We start from the raw sequence: 15789 nt of genomic DNA, 5'->3' as shown, positions 1-15789 counted from the left end.
ATGACCAAGACGACCAAGGCGACCAAGGCCAAGTACGCGGCGCTACTCCGTGGCATCAACGTCGGCGGGAACAAGAAGGTCCCCATGGCCGAGCTGCGCCAGGTCCTGGGCGGCCTCGGCCACGAGGACGTGCAGACGTACCTCCAGAGCGGCAACGCCGTCTTCACCAGCGCGAGCGGGAAGGCCCCGGAGGCCCTCGCCCGCGACCTGGAGGCGGCCATCGAAGCCCACTTCGGCTTCCGCGTTCCCTGCCTGGTGGTCGACGGCGCCCACCTGCGCGCCGTCGCCGAGGCCTGCCCCTTCCCGGCCGCCGACCTCGAAGGCAAGCAGCTCCACGCCACCTTCTGCTCCGAACAGCCCGCAGAGTCCCGCTTCGCCTCGATCGACGCCCCCGCGTACCTCCCGGAGGAGTACCGGGTGGGCGACCGCGTCATCTACCTCTACGCCCCCAACGGCCTCGGCCGCTCCAAGCTGGGCGAGGCCCTCGCCAAGCCGGCGGTGGTCAAGGGCCTGGACGTGACCACCCGCAACTGGAACACGGTCGCCAAGCTGGTGGAGCTCACGCGGGACTGAGCGTTCCCCCGGGTCGCGGCCGTCGGTTCTAGCCGGCGGGCGTTCCCGCCGCGGCATCCTCCAGCGTCCTGCGCAGCAGGGCGACGGTGGACGCCAGCTGCTCCAGCGAGCCTGCCGTCAGTGGCCCGGCGAGCCAGGAACGCAGCCCGTCCTCGAACGAGGGTGTGGCGGCGGCCAGCAGCTCGCGGCCCTCGGCGGTCAGCTCCAGCAGCGACGAGCGGCGGTTGGCGGGATTGGGCCGCCGGACCACCCAGCCGGCGGCTTCCAGGCGGTCCACCCCCTTGCTGGTCGCCCCGACGGTGATGGCGGCCTGCTCGGCCAGGTCGTTGACCCGGCAGCCGTCCCGGCTGTCGATGATGCGCAGGAACTCGTACTGGCCCATCGTCAGGCCGTGTTCGGTGCGCAGTTGTTCGCCCAGCGCGTTGTAGAGCCTGGTCTCGTAGCGGACGAGGTCCATGAACACCTGCGCGAGGTCGGTCACGATCTGCTCCAGATTCTAGGGAATGTTATTCCTAGGAATATAGTTCCTGGTGAAGAACGGAACTTCGTCTGGAGGATCGCATGAGCAAGGCACAGCGCGCGACGATCGACGCCCTGATGCGTCAGGCCCCCTTCGACGGCAGTCTCCCGCCGGAGCAGCTGCGCAAGGACTTCGAGAACCAGATGACCTCGGGCCCGGCCCCGGCCGGTGTGCGCGTCACCCCCTCCGTCCTCGGCGGGCGTCCTGCCCTGACCATCGAGCCCGAGGGCACCCCCGCCGACGGGACGATCGTCTACTTCCACGGCGGGGGCTGGGTCTTCGGCTCACCCGCCACGGCCCTGCAACTCACCGCCGCACTGGTGCGCCGCACCGGAGTCCGCGCCGTCTCGGTCGACTACCGGCTGGCCCCCGAACACCCCTTCCCCGCTGCCGTCGAGGACGGCCTCGCCGCCTACCGCGACCTGCTGGACCAGGGAGTTCCGGCCGAGCGGATCGTCCTGGCCGGGGAATCGGCCGGTGGCGGCCTGAGCGTCACCACCCTGCTCGCCGCCCGCGAGGCCGGAGTGCCGATGCCGGCCGCCGCGGTCGCCCTCTCCCCGGTCCTGGACACCACCCTCTCGGGCGACAGCATGACCACCAAGCACGACGCCGACCCGCTCTTCACCCGCGCCGAACTGGCCACCGCCTTCGCCCACTACCTGGCCGGACAGGACCCCCACCAGCCACTGCTGAGCCCGGCCCTCCACGCCGATCCGACCGGACTGCCCCCGCTGCTGCTCCAGGCCGGTTCCAACGAGGTCCTGCTCGACGACTCCACCCGGTTCGCCGCCCTGGCGGCCGCGGCCGGGGTCGACGTCCAGCTCGACGTCACCGCCGACGTCCCCCACGTCTTCCAGACCTTCGAAGGCCTCCTGGACGAGGCCGCAGCGGCCCTGGACCGCGCCGCACGCTTCATCACCGACGCACTGGCCCGCAGCTGAGGCCCGGCGAGATCCGAAAGGGACGGCCTAGTTGTATTGATCACGAGCGTTGTTGACACTGCCGAGGTCTTGAACATGGCGAAGACCTCCGGTGTGGTGGGAGCTGTCTAGGAACCCATTGCACGACGGAGGTCTTCGTGTCCCACCGTAATGCCCGGCTGACCGTCTTCGGTAGGCGCCTGCTGGTCGAACGAGTCCGCTCGGGCCGCCCCGTCGCGCACGTCGCGGCCGAGATGGGTATCTCGCGGGCCACCGCCCACAAGTGGGTCCGCCGATGGCGGACCGAGGGCGAAGCGGGCCTGCACGACCGATCCAGCCGGCCGCGCACAACACCGCACCGCACGACCGCAGCGGTCGAAGCCCGGGTCTGTGACCTGCGCAGAACCCGAAAGCTCGGCCCTGCCCGGATCGGCCCGATCCTGGGGCTGCCCGCCTCGACCGTGCACCGGATCCTGACCCGCCACGGTTTGGGCCGCCTGGCCTGGCTGGACCGGCCCACCGGGCAGCCGATCCGCCGCTACGAACGCGAGCACCCGGGCGAACTCATCCACGTCGACATCAAGAAACTCGGGAACATCCCGGACGGTGGCGGCTGGCGCACGGTCGGCCGGACGGCAGGCGACCGAAACCGCCAGAGCAGCACCACCGAGCGCAGAAGCTCCACGCCAGTGATCGGCTACTCCTACGTCCATTCCGCGGTCGACGACCACTCCCGTCTGGCCTACAGCGAAGTCCTCACCGACGAACGCAAGGAAACCGCCGCCGGGTTCTGGCAACGGGCGAACGTCTTCTTCACCCGCCACGGCATCACCGTCGAACGCGTCCTGACCGACAACGGCTCCTGCTACAAGTCGAAGCTGTTCACCCAGGCCCTGGCCGCGGCCGGCATCGCCCACAAGAAGACCAGGCCCTACCGGCCACAAACCAACGGGAAAGTCGAACGCTTCAACCGCACCCTCCTGGACGAATGGGCCTACCTACGGCCCTACACCTCCAACCAGGAACGGACAGCGGCCCTGGCAGACTTCCTCCACACCTACAACCACCACCGCAGCCACACCGCACTGGGCGGACACCCACCCATCACCCGAGTCAACAACCCTGCGGGTCAATACACCTAGTCCGCCAGCCCGTTGAGCAGGGTCATCTCGTGCGCGGTCAGGCGGACCGTTGCCGCGTCCAGGTTTTCCGCCAAGTGGTCCGGGGAGCCCGTGCCCGGAGTGGGGCACAGGACCGGGGAGTGCTGGAGGAGCCAGGCCAGGGCGATCTGGCCGGTGGAGGCGCCGTGCTCGGTGGCGACCGCCGTCAGTGCGGCGGCGCTCTCCCGGGTCAGCGCGCCGCTGCCCAGCGGGTAGTAGGGGAGGAAGGCGATGCCGCGCTCCTCGCACAGGGCGAGGAGCTCCGCCGAGGAGCGGTCCAGGAGGTTGTACGGGTTCTGCACCGAGGCCACCGGGACCAGGGACAGGGCCTGCCTGAGCTGGTCCGCCGTCACCGTGTTCAGCCCGATGTGGCGGATCTTGCCCTCCGCACGGAGCTCGGCCAGCGTGCCCAGCTGTTCCGCCGGCGGGACGGCCGGGTCGAAGCGGTGGAGCTGGTAGAGGTCGATCCGGTCCAGGCGGAGCCTGCGCAGACTCGCCTCGCACATGGAGCGCAGGTCCTCCGGGCGGCCCGCCGCGTGCCACTGGTCGGGGCCGGTGCGCACCACCCCGCCCTTGGTGGAGACCACCAGCCTTTCCCCGTACGGGTGGAGGGCCTCGGCGACCAGTTCCTCGGCCAGGTGGGGGCCGTAGTTGTCGGCGGTGTCGATCAGGGTGACCCCGCGCGCGACGGCGGTGCGCAGCAGGGCGACCGATGCGGGGCGCGCGGCGCGCGGGCCCCAGTAGCCGGTGCCGACCAGGCCGCCGGTGCCGAGTCCGAGGCGGCGTACGGGCAGGTCCCCGCCGAGGGCGAACGTCTCATCCACGTCAACAGACATGGCCCGACCGTAACCCAGGCCCGCGGATGTGCCAGGCTCGTGGGCATGCGTTACATCATCATCGGCGCCGGAGCGATCGGCGCGACCATCGGCGGACGGCTCGCGGAGTCGGGCAGCGAAGTCGTCCTCGTCGCGCGCGGCCCGCACGCGCAGGCCCTGCGGACGGACGGGCTGCGGCTCACCACGGCGGACGGGGAGCGGGCGCACCGGCTCCCCGTCGTCACAGGGCCGGCCGAGCTGGGCGAACTGCGCCCCGACGACGTGTTGTTGCTGACCGTGAAGACCCAGGACGCGCTCGCCGCGCTCGACGCGTGGGCCGACGCGGAGGTCGTGGGCGGCGGCACGGCCGCCCAGCGGCTGCCGGTGCTGTGCGCGCAGAACGGCGTGGAGAGCGAACGCCTCGCCCTACGGCGCTTCGCGCGCGTGTACGGGGTCTGCGTGTGGCTGCCGGCGACCTTCCTGGAGCCGGGGGTGGTCTCGGCGCTGTGTGCTCCGCTGACCGGGATCCTGCATCTGGGGAAGGCCGCCGGAGGCGCCGACGGGTCCGTCCGGAGGGTCGCGGCCGACCTGGAGAAGGCCGGGTTCGGGGCGCCGGTCGTCGAGGACGTCATGCGGTGGAAGCACGCGAAGCTGCTGGGGAATCTGGGCAACGCGATCCAGGCGACGACCGGCCCCGAGCCGGAGCCCGCGAAGGCGGCGCTGCTGCTGCGGGCCGTGCGGGAGGCGAAGGCCGCCTTCGCCGCCGCGGGGATCGACTGGGCCTCGGAGGCCGAGCAGTCGGCCGCGCGGGACGGCAAGGTGGACGCGCCGGCCGGGGCTGTGCGGGGCGGGTCGTCCTGGCAGAGCCTGGCGCGGGGGACGGGGTCGGTGGAGGCGGACTATCTCAACGGGGAGATCGTGCTGTTGGGGCGGCTGCACGGGGTGGCCACGCCGGTCAACGACACGCTGCGGCACGCGGCGAACATCTTTGCGCGGGAGGGCTTGCCGCCGGGCGCGATGTCCATCGAGGACCTGACGGCCCTGGCCGACGAGGCCGCGGCGCGGGCGTAGCCGCCGGACGCGGGTGGGCTGGCCCTGCGGGGCTGGGTCCCCTACCCGCCCTTCCACCGTTCCCCGGGGCTCCGCCCCAGACCCCGCGCCTCAAACGCCGGCGAGGCTGAGATGTGCCGCGCAGCGGCAAACCCAGCCCGCGCCGGGCGAATCCAACGGCGCCGCACGCTGGGGCGGGTCGGGGGCTTCGGCCCGCGCAGCGGTGGGTCAGGCCGCCAGGGCCGGGATGCGGGACTGGGTCGCGGCGGCTGCGTCGTAGCGGCGCAGCAGCAGGCGGGCCAGTTCCGGGGAGGGGCCCAGGACGGCGGAGATCACGTCCGCGCCCGCGGCTTCGGCGCCCGCCGCGATGCGGTCGGGGAGCCGCCCGGGGGCGATGACGTAGGGGGCCACCGCGATCCGGCGGACGCCCTCCGCGCGCAGGGCGCGTACGGCGTCCTCCGTCCGGGGGAGAACAGCGGAGGCGAACGCAGGCCGCACGGCGCACCAACCGGTGTGCCGCCACTCCCGCGCGGTTTCAGCGATCACTGCGATCGCCTCCGGGTCTGAGGAACCGGCGGACGCGAGCACCACACCGGTGGTGGCGCGGTCCGCCGGGGTGAGGCCGGCTTCCCACAGCCGGCGCTCCAGGGTCGCCAGCAGCAGCGGCGACGGGCCGAGCACATCCGCGATCCGGACCGAGAGGTCCGGCAGGCGGGACGTGGCTCCGGCGAGCACCGCCGGGATGTCGGACTTCGCGTGGAACGCCCGCGTCAGAAGGAGCGGGAGCGCCACGATCTCGCGTACGCCCGAGAGGTAGAGCGAGGCCACCGCCTGGTCGACGGTCGGGGTGTCGAAGTCCAGGAAGGCGGTCTCCACGCGCAGCCCCGGCCGCAGCGCCCGTACCCGCCGGGTGAGGGCGTGCACGGTCGCCGCGTGCCGCGGGTCGCGGCTGCCGTGGGCGATGACCAGCAGGGCGGGGGCCTGCGTGGAGTGCGTGACGTGCGCGGACACGTGATCAGCTCTTGACCAGCAGGCCGCGGGTGCGCAGCACCCACCGCTCGACGGGGCTGAAGATCAGCAGGTCGATGGCGATGCCGACGACCAGGATCAGGATGATCGCGAGGAACACGCCGGGCAGGTCGATGTTGTTGCGGCCGTTTTCGAGGAGCTGGCCCAGCCCCAGGCCCAGGTCGGGGGAGCTGGCGATGATCTCCGCGGCCATCAGGGAGCGCCAGGAGAAGGCCCAGCCCTGCTTGAGGCCGGCCAGGTAGCCGGGCAGCGCGGCCGGCATGACCACGTGCCAGGCGCCGCGCAGGCCGGTGGCGCCCAGGGTGCGGCCGGCCCGCAGGAACAGCGGCGGGATCTGATCGATGCCGGAGACGAGGCCGTTGGCGATCGACGGGACGGCGCCGAGCAGGATGACGGTGTACATCATCGCGTCGTTGAGCCCGAACCAGAGCACCGCCGGGGGCACCCAGGCGACCGAGGGCAGCGACTGCAGCCCCTGCAGGATCGGACCGATCGCGGCGCGGACGAACTTCACCCGGGCGACGAGCAGACCGAGCGGGGTGCCGATGGCCAGGGCCAGCAGGAAGCCGAGCAGACCGCGCGAGACGCTGGTCCAGATGACTTCGAGCAGGGTGCCCTTCATCCACATGTCGGACAGGCTGTCCCAGACGGAGGACAGGGCGGGGAGCTTGGTCTCGTCGGTGACCTTCGCCGCGACGAGGATCTGCCAGACGAGGAGGACCAGGCCGACGGCGATGACCGGCGGCAGGACCTTCTTGACGAGGACCTCGCGGACCGGGGTGCGGTGCGTCTGGACGGCGTCGAGCGCGTCGAGGCCCGCCTCCAGCCCTGCGAGGTCGTCCGTCTTCGCCTTCGTTTCAGTGCTGGCCATGGCGGCGGATCTCCCCACGCAGGTGTTCAGTGATCTCAAGGGACAGCTCCGCGACGTCCGCGTCCTCGATGCGGCGCGGCTGCGGGATGCCCACGGTCCACTCCTTGGCGACCCGGCCGGGTCGCGAGGACAACAGGACCACGCGCTGCGCGAGCCGTACGGCCTCGCGGACGTTGTGCGTGACGAACAGGACGGACAGGTTCGTCTCTTCCCAGATGCGGGTGAGCTCGCCGTGCAGCACGTCGCGGGTGATGGCGTCGAGCGCCGCGAACGGCTCGTCCATCAGCAGCAGCTGGCTGTCCTGGGCGAGCGCCCGGGCCAGGGCCACGCGCTGGCGCATGCCGCCGGACAGCTCGTGGACCCGCTTGCCGTACGAACCGGAGAGCCGGACCAGCTCCAGCAGCCGCTCGGCCTCCGGACGGCGCTCGGCCTTGGGCACCCCGCGCAGGCGCAGGGCGAGTTCGATGTTCTTGCCCGCGGTGAGCCACGGGAAGAGGGCGTGCTCCTGGAACATGAGCGACGGACGGCCGCCAGGGGTCTCGATGGACCCCGCGGACGGCTTGTCCAGGCCGGCGACCAGGTTGAGCAGGGTGGACTTTCCACACCCCGAGGCGCCCAGGATGGTGACGAACTCGCCGGGAGCGACATCGAGGCTGATGTCGTCCAGGACGAGCTGCGATCCGGCCGGGCCGGAGAAGGACTTCGAGACGTGCTCGATGCGTGCGGCGTGCGTCTGCTCCGCTACCGTGCCCTCGGCAGCCTTGGCGAGCGTGGTGGCCATGGTCGTCACCTCCTGGGGTTGCTGGATTACGGGGTTACTTGGCGCCGAGTCCGGCGTCGGAGACCTCGGGCTGGCCGGCGGCCTTGAGGACCTTGTTCAGGAGCGTCAGGTCGTAGATGCCGCCCAGGTCGGGCTTCTCGATGAGCTTGGCCTTGACGGCCCACTCGGACTGGGTCTTGAGGGTTGCGGCGAGCGGGTCGTTGGTGATGAGGATGCTGGGCCAGGCGGGGTCGATGACCTTGGCGTCGAGGGGCTTGCCGCCTTCGGCGGCGAGCTTGGCGTTCGCGGAGGCCTTGGCCTTGTCCGGGTTGGCGTTGATCCACTCGTTGGTCTTCACGGTTCCCTTGAGCACGGCCTCGACGACGTCGGGGTGCTCCTTGAGGAACTTCTGCGACACGATGACGTTCGTGATCACGAACTTCTTGTCGGGCCACAGGGCGGTCTCGTCGAGGAGGACGGAGCCGCCGTCGGAGACGAGCTTGGAGGCGGTGGGCTCGGGGACCCAGGCGCCGTCGATGGAGCCGGACTTGAAGGCGTCGGGGGTGACCTTGTTGTCGGTGCGGACGACGGAGACGTCGCCCTTGCCGGACTCCGGGTCGACCGTCCAGCCCTTCTCGGCGATCCAGTTGAGGAACGCGACGTCCTGGGTGTTCCCCTTCTGGGGGGTGGCGATCTTCTTGCCCTTGAGGTCGTCCAGGGTCTTGATCTTCGCCGGGTTCACGACCAGCTTGACGCCGCCGGAGGCGGAGCCGGAGATGATCCGCAGGTTGGAGCCCTTGGACTTGACGTAGGCGTTGATCGAGGGGGAGGGGCCGATGAAGCCGATGTCGAGAGAGCCACCGTTGAGGGCTTCGATCTCGGACGGGCCGGCGTTGAAGGACTGCGGCTTGATGGCGGTGGCGCCGAGTTCCTTGGCGATCAGGCCTTCCTGGAGACCGACCAGCGCGGTGGCGTGGGTCAGGTTCGGGAAGTAGCCGATGCGGACCTCGGAGGCGGACAGCTTCTTGCCGGCGTCGGCGGCGACGTTCTCCTTCGCGGGAGCGTCGTCCTTCTTGGCCTCGGAACCGTAGCCGCACGAGGCGAGCGCGCCGATCAGGAGCGGGAGGGCGGCAGCGGCGACGATGCTGCGGCGCAGGGTCTTAGCGGAGGTACCGATGGCAGGCACGGGAGGACTTCCTCTCGTAGCGTCGTGTCACGACGCACGTCTTCGTTTGCTGAGCAAGGGCAGGTACGGCTCGTGGGGGGTGTGGGCGCGCATGCGGTGCGCGTACGTCATCACGCACATCGCCCCACACCTCCCTGGCCGCTGCCGAGGGAGCCGCTGCCTACGCGGCCGCCCTCCTTCGCGAAGGTGGAGTAGATATCGGCAAGCATGATCAGAAGTCCCACCCTTCCTCATCGGCTTGGACGGTGGTCGCCGCGGTCGAGGCGAAGGATTCGCCGACCATGCCGGCCGCCAGGGTCGTGCCGTCCGCCGGGTCGATCAGCAGGAAGGAACCGGTGCGGCGCGAGTCGGCGTACGAGTCGAGCGCGAGCGGCTCGGCGGTACGGACGACGACCCGGCCGATGTCGTTGGCCACGAGCTGCCCGGGGTTCGGGTGCTGGGACAGGTCGTCCAGGGTCAGCCGCGAGGGGATCTCCTTGACGATCGCCTTCACCGTGCGCGTGGTGTGCTTGATCAGCACCCGGGCGCCCACGGCGAGGGGCTGGTCCGCCACGTGGCAGACCGTCGCCACGACGTCCTGCGTGGTGGCGGGGGAGCTCGACGACGGCGCGATCAGGTCGCCGCGCGAGATGTCGATGTCGTCCTTCAGCCGCAGGGTCACCGACTGCGGGGCCCACGCGATGTCGACGCTCTCGCCGAGCGCGTCGATGCCCTCGATGACCGAGGTGCGGCCCGACGGCAGGACGGTGACGGCCTCGCCGACCCGCAGCACGCCGGAGGCGATCTGGCCCGCGTAGCCCCGGTAGTCCGGGTGCTCGGCGGTCTGCGGACGGATCACGTACTGCACCGGGAAACGCGCCGGGCAGGCGGTGAGGTCGTGGCTGACCGGAACGGTCTCCAGGTGCTCCAGCACCGTGGGACCGCCGTACCAGTCCATGTTCGCGGAGGGCTCCACCACGTTGTCGCCGGCCAGGGCGGAGATCGGGATCGCGGTGATCTCCGGGACGCCGAGGCCCGTGGCGTACGCGGTGAACTCCTCGGCGATCGACGCGAAGACCGTCTCCTCGTAGCCCACGAGGTCCATCTTGTTGACCGCGAGGACCACGTGCGGGACCCGCAGCAGGGCCGCGACGGCGGCGTGCCGGCGGGTCTGCTCGATCACGCCGTTGCGGGCGTCGACCAGCACCACGGCGAGGTCGGCGGTGGAGGCGCCGGTGACCATGTTCCGGGTGTACTGCACGTGCCCGGGGGTGTCGGCCAGGATGAACCGGCGCCGGGCGGTCGCGAAGTAGCGGTAGGCCACGTCGATGGTGATGCCCTGCTCCCGCTCGGCCCGCAGGCCGTCGGTGAGCAGCGCCAGGTCGGGGGTGTCCTGACCGCGGCTGGCCGAGACCCGCTCCACGGCTTCCAGCTGGTCCGTCAGGACCGACTTGGAGTCGTGCAGGAGGCGGCCGACCAGGGTGGACTTGCCGTCGTCGACGGAGCCCGCGGTCGCGAAGCGCAGCAGCGTGGTCGCCGAGAGATCGGCGAACTGCTCGGTGGTGGAGGTCATTTCTAGAAGTACCCTTCGCGCTTGCGGTCTTCCATCGCGGCCTCGGACAGCTTGTCGTCGGCGCGGGTCGCGCCCCGCTCGGTGAGGCGGGAAGCGGCGATTTCGGTGATCACGGCGTCCAGCGTGGTGGCGTCGGAGTCGACGGCACCGGTGCAGGACATGTCACCGACGGTGCGGTAGCGGATCAGACGGGTCTCGGTGGTCTCGTCGCCCTTGGCGCCGCCCCACTCGCCGGCCGTCAGCCACATGCCGTTGCGCTTGAAGACCTCGCGCTCGTGGGCGAAGTAGATCTCCGGCAGTTCGATCTTCTCGCGGGCGATGTACTGCCACACGTCCAGCTCGGTCCAGTTGGACAGCGGGAAGACGCGCACGTGCTCGCCCGGCGCGTGGCGGCCGTTGTAGAGCTGCCACAGCTCGGGGCGCTGGCGGCGCGGGTCCCACTGGGAGAACTCGTCGCGCAGGGAGAAGACGCGCTCCTTGGCGCGGGCCTTCTCCTCGTCGCGGCGGCCGCCGCCGAAGACGGCGTCGAACTTGAGCTGCTGGATCGCCTCCGTGAGGGGGACGGTCTGCAGCGGGTTGCGGACACCGTCGGGACGCTCGCGGAGCTTGCCGGCGTCGATGTACTCCTGGACGGAGGCCACGTGCAGGCGCAGGCCGTGCTTGGCGACCGCGCGGTCGCGGTAGTCCAGGACCTCGGGGAAGTTGTGGCCGGTGTCCACGTGGAGCAGGGTGAACGGCACCGGCGCCGGCGCGAACGCCTTCAGCGCCAGGTGCAGCATGACGATGGAGTCCTTGCCGCCGGAGAACAGGATCACCGGCTTCTCGAACTCGCCCGCCACCTCGCGGAAGATGTGCACGGCCTCCGATTCGAGGGCGTCGAGGTGCGACAGCGCGTAGGGCGCGTCCGTCCCTTCGTGGACGTGTGCGACGGTGGCGGTCATGCCAGACCCCTCTCGGTGAGCAGCGCGTGCAGGGCCGAAGCCGACTCCTGTACGGACTGCGTGTGCGACTCGATACGGAGGTCCGGGGACTCCGGTGCCTCGTACGGGTCGTCGACCCCGGTCAGACCGGAGATCTCGCCCGCCGCCTGCTTGGCGTACAGGCCCTTCACGTCGCGCTCGGAGCAGACCTCGACGGGGGTGGCCACGTGGACCTCCAGGTACGAGGTGCCCTCGGCGGCGTGCCGCTTGCGGACGGCCTCACGGCTGTCCGCGAACGGCGCGATCACCGGGACGAGCGCCTTCACGCCGTTGGACGCGAGGAGTTCGGCGACGAAGCCGATCCGCTGCACGTTGGTGTGCCGGTCCTCGCGGCTGAAACCGAGGCCGGCGGAGAGGAACTCGCGGATCTCGTCGCCGTCGAGGACCTCCACGCGGTGGCCCTCGGCGCGCAGCCGCTCGGCCAGCGCGTAGGCGATGGTGGTCTTGCCCGCGCTCGGCAGCCCGGTCAGCCACACGGTGGCGCCCTGGTCGCTCACGCTCATCTGGTTCGTCTCCGTCGGTTCTGTACGTGCGTTGGTCTTGCCGGTGGCGGTACCGGTGTCCGTGCTGGTGGTGGTCATCAGCCGTGCAGTCCGCACTCGGTCTTGCCGAGCCCGGCCCAGCGGCCGGCGCGGGCGTCCTCGCCCGCCGCCACCCGGCGGGTGCAGGGGGCGCAGCCGACGGAGGCGTAACCGTCCATCAGCAGCGGGTTGGTGAGCACACCGTGCTCCAGGACGTACGCGTCCACGTCGTCCTGGGTCCAGCGGGCGATCGGCGAGACCTTGACCTTCTGCCGCTTCTCGTCCCAGCCGACCACCGGGGTGTTCGCCCGGGTCGGGGACTCGTCGCGGCGCAGGCCCGTCGCCCAGGCGTCGTACGCGGTCAGGCCCTCTTCGAGCGGCTTGACCTTGCGCAGGGCGCAGCACAGGTCGGGGTCGCGGTCGTGCAGCTTGGGGCCGTACTCCGCGTCCTGCTCGGCGACGCTCTGGCGCGGGGTGAGCGTGATGACGTTGACGTCCATCACGGCCTCGACCGCGTCACGGGTGCCGATGGTCTCCTCGAAGTGGTAGCCCGTGTCGAGGAAGACCACGTCCACGCCGGGGAAGGCGCGGGAGGCGAGGTGGGCGACGACCGCGTCCTCCATGGAGGAGGTCACGGCGAACTTCTTGCCGAAGGTCTCGGCCGCCCAGGTGAGGATCTCCAGCGGGGAGGCCTCTTCCAGGTCCCGGCCCGCCTGCTCGGCCAGGGTTTTGAGACTCGCGTCCTGAATCGTGGTCATATCTCGTCCCCTCCAGCGTCATTGGACTGAACACCCCGGGCCAGCAGCCCGAGGTACTTCAGCTGGAAGGCTCGATTGCAGGCCCTGCATTCCCAGGCGCCGTGACCTGTTTCGTTCGGGAACAGGTCCTCGTCGCCGCAGTACGGGCAGTAGAACGGTGCGGCGCGCTCGCTCACACTGTGCTCCTCGTGTCGTTCACTGCGTTCACGACAAGTCCTCGTCCTTGGCACGGGTGACCCAGGAGGCGAAGCGCTCGCCGTCCTCGCGCTGGTCCTCGAAGCGCGAGACGACCCGCTCGACGTAGTCGGGCAGACCGGCCGAGGTGACCTTGAGACCGCGGACCTTGCGGCCGAATCCGGCCTCCAGTCCGAGTGCGCCGCCCAGGTGGACCTGGTAGCCCTCGACCTGGTTGCCCTCGTCGTCCAGGACCAGCTGGCCCTTGAGACCGATGTCCGCGACCTGGATACGGGCGCAGGCGTTCGGGCAGCCGTTGATGTTGATGGTGAGCGGCTCGGCGAACTCCGGCAGGCGGCGCTCCAGTTCGTCGATCAGCGAGGCGCCGCGCGCCTTCGTCTCGACGATGGCCAGCTTGCAGAACTCGATGCCGGTGCAGGCCATCGTGCCGCGGCGGAACGGGGACGGGTTGACCCGCAGGTCCAGCGCCTCCAAGGCCGCCACGACCGAGTCGACCTGGCCCGCCTCGATGTCGAGCACGATCATCTTCTGCTCGGCGGTGGTGCGCAGCCGGCCGGAGCCGTGCTGCTCGGCGACGGCGGCGATCTTCGTCAGGGTGGCGCCGTCGACGCGGCCCACGCGGGGCGCGAAGCCGACGTAGAACTTGCCGTCCTGCTGCTGGTGCACGCCGACGTGGTCGCGCCACTGGCCGGTGGGCTGCTCGGGCGCGGGGCCGTCGGTCAGCTTGCGCTTCAGGTACTCGTCCTCCAGGACCTGGCGGAACTTGGCCGGGCCCCAGTCTGCGACGAGGAACTTCAGGCGGGCGCGGGTGCGCAGCCGGCGGTAGCCGTAGTCGCGGAAGATCGAGATGACGCCCTCGTAGATGTCCGGGACCTCGTCGAGCGAGACCCAGGTGCCCAGGCGCACACCCAGCTTCGGGTTGGTGGAGAGGCCGCCGCCGACCCAGACGTCGAAGCCGGGGCCGTGCTCGGGGTGGTTCACGCCCACGAAGGCGATGTCGTTGATCTCGTGCGCCACGTCGAGCAGCGGCGAGCCGGAGATCGCGGACTTGAACTTGCGGGGCAGGTTCGAGAAGGCGGGGTTGCCCACGATGCGGGCGTAGATCTCGTCGATGGCGGGGGTGCCGTCGATGATCTCGTCCAGCGCGATGCCGGCGACGGGCGAGCCCAGGATCACGCGGGGGGTGTCACCGCAGGCCTCGGTGGTCGAGAGGCCGACGGCCTCCAGACGGCGCCAGATCTCCGGGACGTCCTCGATGCGGATCCAGTGGTACTGCACGTTCTGCCGGTCCGTGAGGTCGGCGGTGCCACGGGCGAACTCCTCGGAGATCTCGCCGATGACGCGCAGCTGCTCGGTGGTCAGCCGGCCGCCGTCGATGCGGACGCGCAGCATGAAGTACTTGTCGTCCAGCTCCTCCGGCTCCAGGATCGCGGTCTTGCCGCCGTCGATCCCGGGCTTGCGCTGGGTGTAGAGGCCCCACCAGCGCATACGGCCGCGCAAGTCGTTGGGGTCGATCGAGTCGAAGCCCGCCTTGGAGTAGATGTTCTCGATGCGCGCCCGCACATTGAGACCGTCGTCGTCCTTCTTGAACTGCTCGTTGCCGTTGAGGGGCGTGTGGTGGCCGACGGCCCACTGGCCCTCACCGCGGTGACGGCCGGTCTTGCGGCGCGCGGCGGCGGCGGGTGCGGCGGCTGCGGTCGTATCGGGGGTGGCGGCCATGGCGGTACGTCCTTCTTCGGCGGCTCGAGGCAGGGGCAGGGGGAGCGGCGGCGTGACCCCTGGCGCGCGTGGAGCGGATGTGGCTGATTCGCCGCCTTTTTGGGGCGACGACCGGCCTACAGGGGACTGCGGTGGTGACGAGGCGGGCGGTGTGTTCGCTTCCGCGGCGACGTCGGTGCGGGGCGCTGTCGCGGCGGTGCTGTGCGTCAGCGCGCCGGACAGATGGCGCTGGACATGCGGCCGAGGTCGACGTGCCGCCGACTCACCAAGGCAATTCCAGCTCCGTTCATGGGGGGAAGCGTGGCATGTGGCGATTGGAGGAGTCCACTACTGTCCACTATCCGGACGAACTCGTCTCGCATCGCAAGATCCCGGTGACGGGGGTCACCCCCTGGGCCTCTCTGACCCCGTCGGCCACACCGCTGCGCGGGGCTCGTCCCCTACCCGCCCTTCGCCCGTTCCCTGGGGCTCCGCCCCAGACCCCGCGCCTCAAACGCCGGCGAGGCTGGATGATGCGGCGCAGCGCGATTTCCAGCCCGTCCGGCGTTTGAGGACCAGGTCCGGGCGGGGTCCGGGGAACGGGCGAAGGGCGGGTAGGGAATCGCCCCGCAGGGTTACGCGCCAGGCCAGGGGCCGGGGGTCGGAGCGGACTCCTTCTCCTCCGTCTCCTCCTTGAAGACCTTGAAGCCGCGCCTGAGGTAGTTCGCCATGGCGGTCGGGCCGTCGTCGCTGCACGTGTGCAGCCAGACGCGCCGCGTAGGGGCCAGCTCCGGCCAGCGCTCGGCCAGGGACCAGGCCCGCTCGATGCCCACGGTCAGCAGGTGGCCGCCGATGCGCCGCCCCCGGAAATCGGGGATCAGGCCGAAGTACATGATCTCCACCACACCGTCGGGCTGCGGGTCGAGTTCCACGTACCCCGCGGGGGTGCCCCGGTCGTACGCCACCCACGTCTCCACGCCGGGACGGTCCAGCTGCTCCACCCACTGCGCGCGGGTCAGCGCGAGCCGGTCCGTCCAGTGGATGTCGCCGCCCACCGAGGCGTAGAGGAACCGGCTGAACTCGGGGGAGGGGACCTCGGACCGCACGATCCGGATCTCGGGGCCCGGCACGGCCGCCGGGACGAGGTCGGACGGTGCGGTCATTTCCAGGGACCAAGTGGTCAGTGTGATGGTGCTCATGG

The 15789-nt window shown here is 70.8% G+C and carries 18 protein-coding genes; 4 read left to right on the top strand and 14 right to left on the bottom strand.

All coding sequences use genetic code 11. The annotated features are described in order from the left end of the window. Window positions 1-573: a DUF1697 domain-containing protein gene (locus OG276_RS07105; RefSeq protein ID WP_266903619.1), complete on the top strand. Its 573-nt coding sequence runs from the start codon at window positions 1-3 to the stop codon at window positions 571-573. 28 nt (window positions 574-601) lie between these two features. On the opposite strand, the gene OG276_RS07100 is transcribed toward OG276_RS07105, so the two are convergent. Then, window positions 602-1054, bottom strand: a complete 453-nt coding sequence (locus OG276_RS07100; RefSeq protein WP_266903618.1) for a MarR family winged helix-turn-helix transcriptional regulator — start codon at window positions 1052-1054, stop codon at window positions 602-604. A gap of 80 nt (window positions 1055-1134) precedes the next feature. Between OG276_RS07100 and OG276_RS07095 the strand changes: the two genes are divergently transcribed. Together OG276_RS07095 and OG276_RS07090 are read left to right on the top strand one after the other, a co-directional pair. After that, complete coding sequence (locus OG276_RS07095) at window positions 1135-2034, top strand: alpha/beta hydrolase (protein WP_266903617.1); 900 nt, start codon at window positions 1135-1137, stop codon at window positions 2032-2034. A 137-nt stretch (window positions 2035-2171) separates the two neighbouring features. Continuing rightward, entirely contained in the window at window positions 2172-3155 is a 984-nt protein-coding gene (locus OG276_RS07090) for an IS481 family transposase (protein ID WP_266901552.1), read from the top strand. Here OG276_RS07090 and OG276_RS07085 read toward each other — a convergent pair. Further along, a complete protein-coding gene (locus tag OG276_RS07085) occupies window positions 3152-4009 on the bottom strand; it encodes an aldo/keto reductase (RefSeq protein ID WP_266903616.1) in 858 nt (285 codons plus the stop codon). The genes OG276_RS07090 and OG276_RS07085 overlap by 4 nt on opposite strands. 45 nt (window positions 4010-4054) lie before the next feature. Between OG276_RS07085 and OG276_RS07080 the strand changes: the two genes are divergently transcribed. Further along, window positions 4055-5059, top strand: a complete 1005-nt coding sequence (locus tag OG276_RS07080; RefSeq protein WP_266903615.1) for a ketopantoate reductase family protein — start codon at window positions 4055-4057, stop codon at window positions 5057-5059. Between the two features lie 207 nt (window positions 5060-5266). Here OG276_RS07080 and OG276_RS07075 read toward each other — a convergent pair whose 3' ends face one another. The 12 genes from OG276_RS07075 to OG276_RS07025 all read right to left on the bottom strand — a co-directional run bounded on the left by OG276_RS07075 (window position 5267) and on the right by OG276_RS07025 (window position 15787). Continuing rightward, window positions 5267-6049, bottom strand: a complete 783-nt coding sequence (locus OG276_RS07075; protein ID WP_266903614.1) for a sirohydrochlorin chelatase — start codon at window positions 6047-6049, stop codon at window positions 5267-5269. Window positions 6050-6053: 4 nt separating this feature from the next. After that, window positions 6054-6938 carry an ABC transporter permease gene (locus tag OG276_RS07070; RefSeq protein ID WP_266903613.1) on the bottom strand — a complete coding sequence of 295 codons (885 nt, stop codon included), beginning with the start codon at window positions 6936-6938 and terminating at the stop codon, window positions 6054-6056. Then, entirely contained in the window at window positions 6925-7719 is a 795-nt protein-coding gene (locus OG276_RS07065) for an ABC transporter ATP-binding protein (RefSeq protein WP_266903612.1), read from the bottom strand. Before OG276_RS07065 ends, OG276_RS07070 begins: the two co-directional genes overlap by 14 nt. A gap of 34 nt (window positions 7720-7753) precedes the next feature. Then, window positions 7754-8884 carry an aliphatic sulfonate ABC transporter substrate-binding protein gene (locus OG276_RS07060; RefSeq protein WP_266903611.1) on the bottom strand — a complete coding sequence of 377 codons (1131 nt, stop codon included), beginning with the start codon at window positions 8882-8884 and terminating at the stop codon, window positions 7754-7756. A 211-nt stretch (window positions 8885-9095) separates the two neighbouring features. Further along, complete coding sequence (locus tag OG276_RS07055; RefSeq protein ID WP_266903610.1) at window positions 9096-10436, bottom strand: sulfate adenylyltransferase subunit 1; 1341 nt, start codon at window positions 10434-10436, stop codon at window positions 9096-9098. 2 nt (window positions 10437-10438) lie between these two features. After that, window positions 10439-11377: a sulfate adenylyltransferase subunit CysD gene (cysD, locus tag OG276_RS07050; protein ID WP_266903609.1), complete on the bottom strand. Its 939-nt coding sequence runs from the start codon at window positions 11375-11377 to the stop codon at window positions 10439-10441. After that, window positions 11374-11919, bottom strand: a complete 546-nt coding sequence (cysC, locus tag OG276_RS07045; protein WP_215148038.1) for an adenylyl-sulfate kinase — start codon at window positions 11917-11919, stop codon at window positions 11374-11376. The genes cysD and cysC overlap by 4 nt, the downstream gene beginning before the upstream one ends. 77 nt (window positions 11920-11996) lie before the next feature. Then, entirely contained in the window at window positions 11997-12695 is a 699-nt protein-coding gene (locus OG276_RS07040; protein WP_266903608.1) for a phosphoadenylyl-sulfate reductase, read from the bottom strand. Further along, window positions 12692-12871, bottom strand: a complete 180-nt coding sequence (locus tag OG276_RS07035) for a DpnI domain-containing protein (protein WP_214956597.1) — start codon at window positions 12869-12871, stop codon at window positions 12692-12694. The genes OG276_RS07040 and OG276_RS07035 overlap by 4 nt, the downstream gene beginning before the upstream one ends. Window positions 12872-12899: 28 nt before the next feature. Further along, window positions 12900-14609: a nitrite/sulfite reductase gene (locus tag OG276_RS07030; protein ID WP_266903607.1), complete on the bottom strand. Its 1710-nt coding sequence runs from the start codon at window positions 14607-14609 to the stop codon at window positions 12900-12902. A gap of 206 nt (window positions 14610-14815) precedes the next feature. Further along, window positions 14816-14899 carry a putative leader peptide gene (locus OG276_RS40945; protein ID WP_312847410.1) on the bottom strand — a complete coding sequence of 28 codons (84 nt, stop codon included), beginning with the start codon at window positions 14897-14899 and terminating at the stop codon, window positions 14816-14818. Between the two features lie 324 nt (window positions 14900-15223). Continuing rightward, on the bottom strand, window positions 15224-15787 hold the full coding sequence (locus OG276_RS07025) for a GNAT family N-acetyltransferase (protein ID WP_266903606.1): 564 nt from the start codon (window positions 15785-15787) through the stop codon (window positions 15224-15226). Window positions 15788-15789 lie beyond the last annotated feature (2 nt).

This window comes from Streptomyces sp. NBC_00086 (assembly GCF_026343255.1).
GTDB lineage: Bacteria > Actinomycetota > Actinomycetes > Streptomycetales > Streptomycetaceae > Streptomyces.
Note: the sequence above shows the minus strand (reverse complement) of the source record. Positions and strands in the feature narration are given on the sequence as shown.

Coding starts and splice junctions, on each gene's coding strand:
- OG276_RS07105 (WP_266903619.1), top strand. CDS start 1: ATGACCAAGACGACCAAGGCGACCAAGGCCAAGTACGCGGCGCTACTC.
- OG276_RS07055 (WP_266903610.1), bottom strand. CDS start 10,436: ATGACCTCCACCACCGAGCAGTTCGCCGATCTCTCGGCGACCACGCTG.
- OG276_RS07095 (WP_266903617.1), top strand. CDS start 1,135: ATGAGCAAGGCACAGCGCGCGACGATCGACGCCCTGATGCGTCAGGCC.
- cysC (WP_215148038.1), bottom strand. CDS start 11,919: ATGAGCGTGAGCGACCAGGGCGCCACCGTGTGGCTGACCGGGCTGCCG.
- OG276_RS07080 (WP_266903615.1), top strand. CDS start 4,055: ATGCGTTACATCATCATCGGCGCCGGAGCGATCGGCGCGACCATCGGC.
- OG276_RS07065 (WP_266903612.1), bottom strand. CDS start 7,719: ATGGCCACCACGCTCGCCAAGGCTGCCGAGGGCACGGTAGCGGAGCAG.
- OG276_RS07070 (WP_266903613.1), bottom strand. CDS start 6,938: ATGGCCAGCACTGAAACGAAGGCGAAGACGGACGACCTCGCAGGGCTG.
- OG276_RS07040 (WP_266903608.1), bottom strand. CDS start 12,695: ATGACCACGATTCAGGACGCGAGTCTCAAAACCCTGGCCGAGCAGGCG.
- OG276_RS40945 (WP_312847410.1), bottom strand. CDS start 14,899: ATGAACGGAGCTGGAATTGCCTTGGTGAGTCGGCGGCACGTCGACCTC.
- OG276_RS07030 (WP_266903607.1), bottom strand. CDS start 14,609: ATGGCCGCCACCCCCGATACGACCGCAGCCGCCGCACCCGCCGCCGCC.
- OG276_RS07085 (WP_266903616.1), bottom strand. CDS start 4,009: ATGTCTGTTGACGTGGATGAGACGTTCGCCCTCGGCGGGGACCTGCCC.
- OG276_RS07025 (WP_266903606.1), bottom strand. CDS start 15,787: ATGAGCACCATCACACTGACCACTTGGTCCCTGGAAATGACCGCACCG.
- cysD (WP_266903609.1), bottom strand. CDS start 11,377: ATGACCGCCACCGTCGCACACGTCCACGAAGGGACGGACGCGCCCTAC.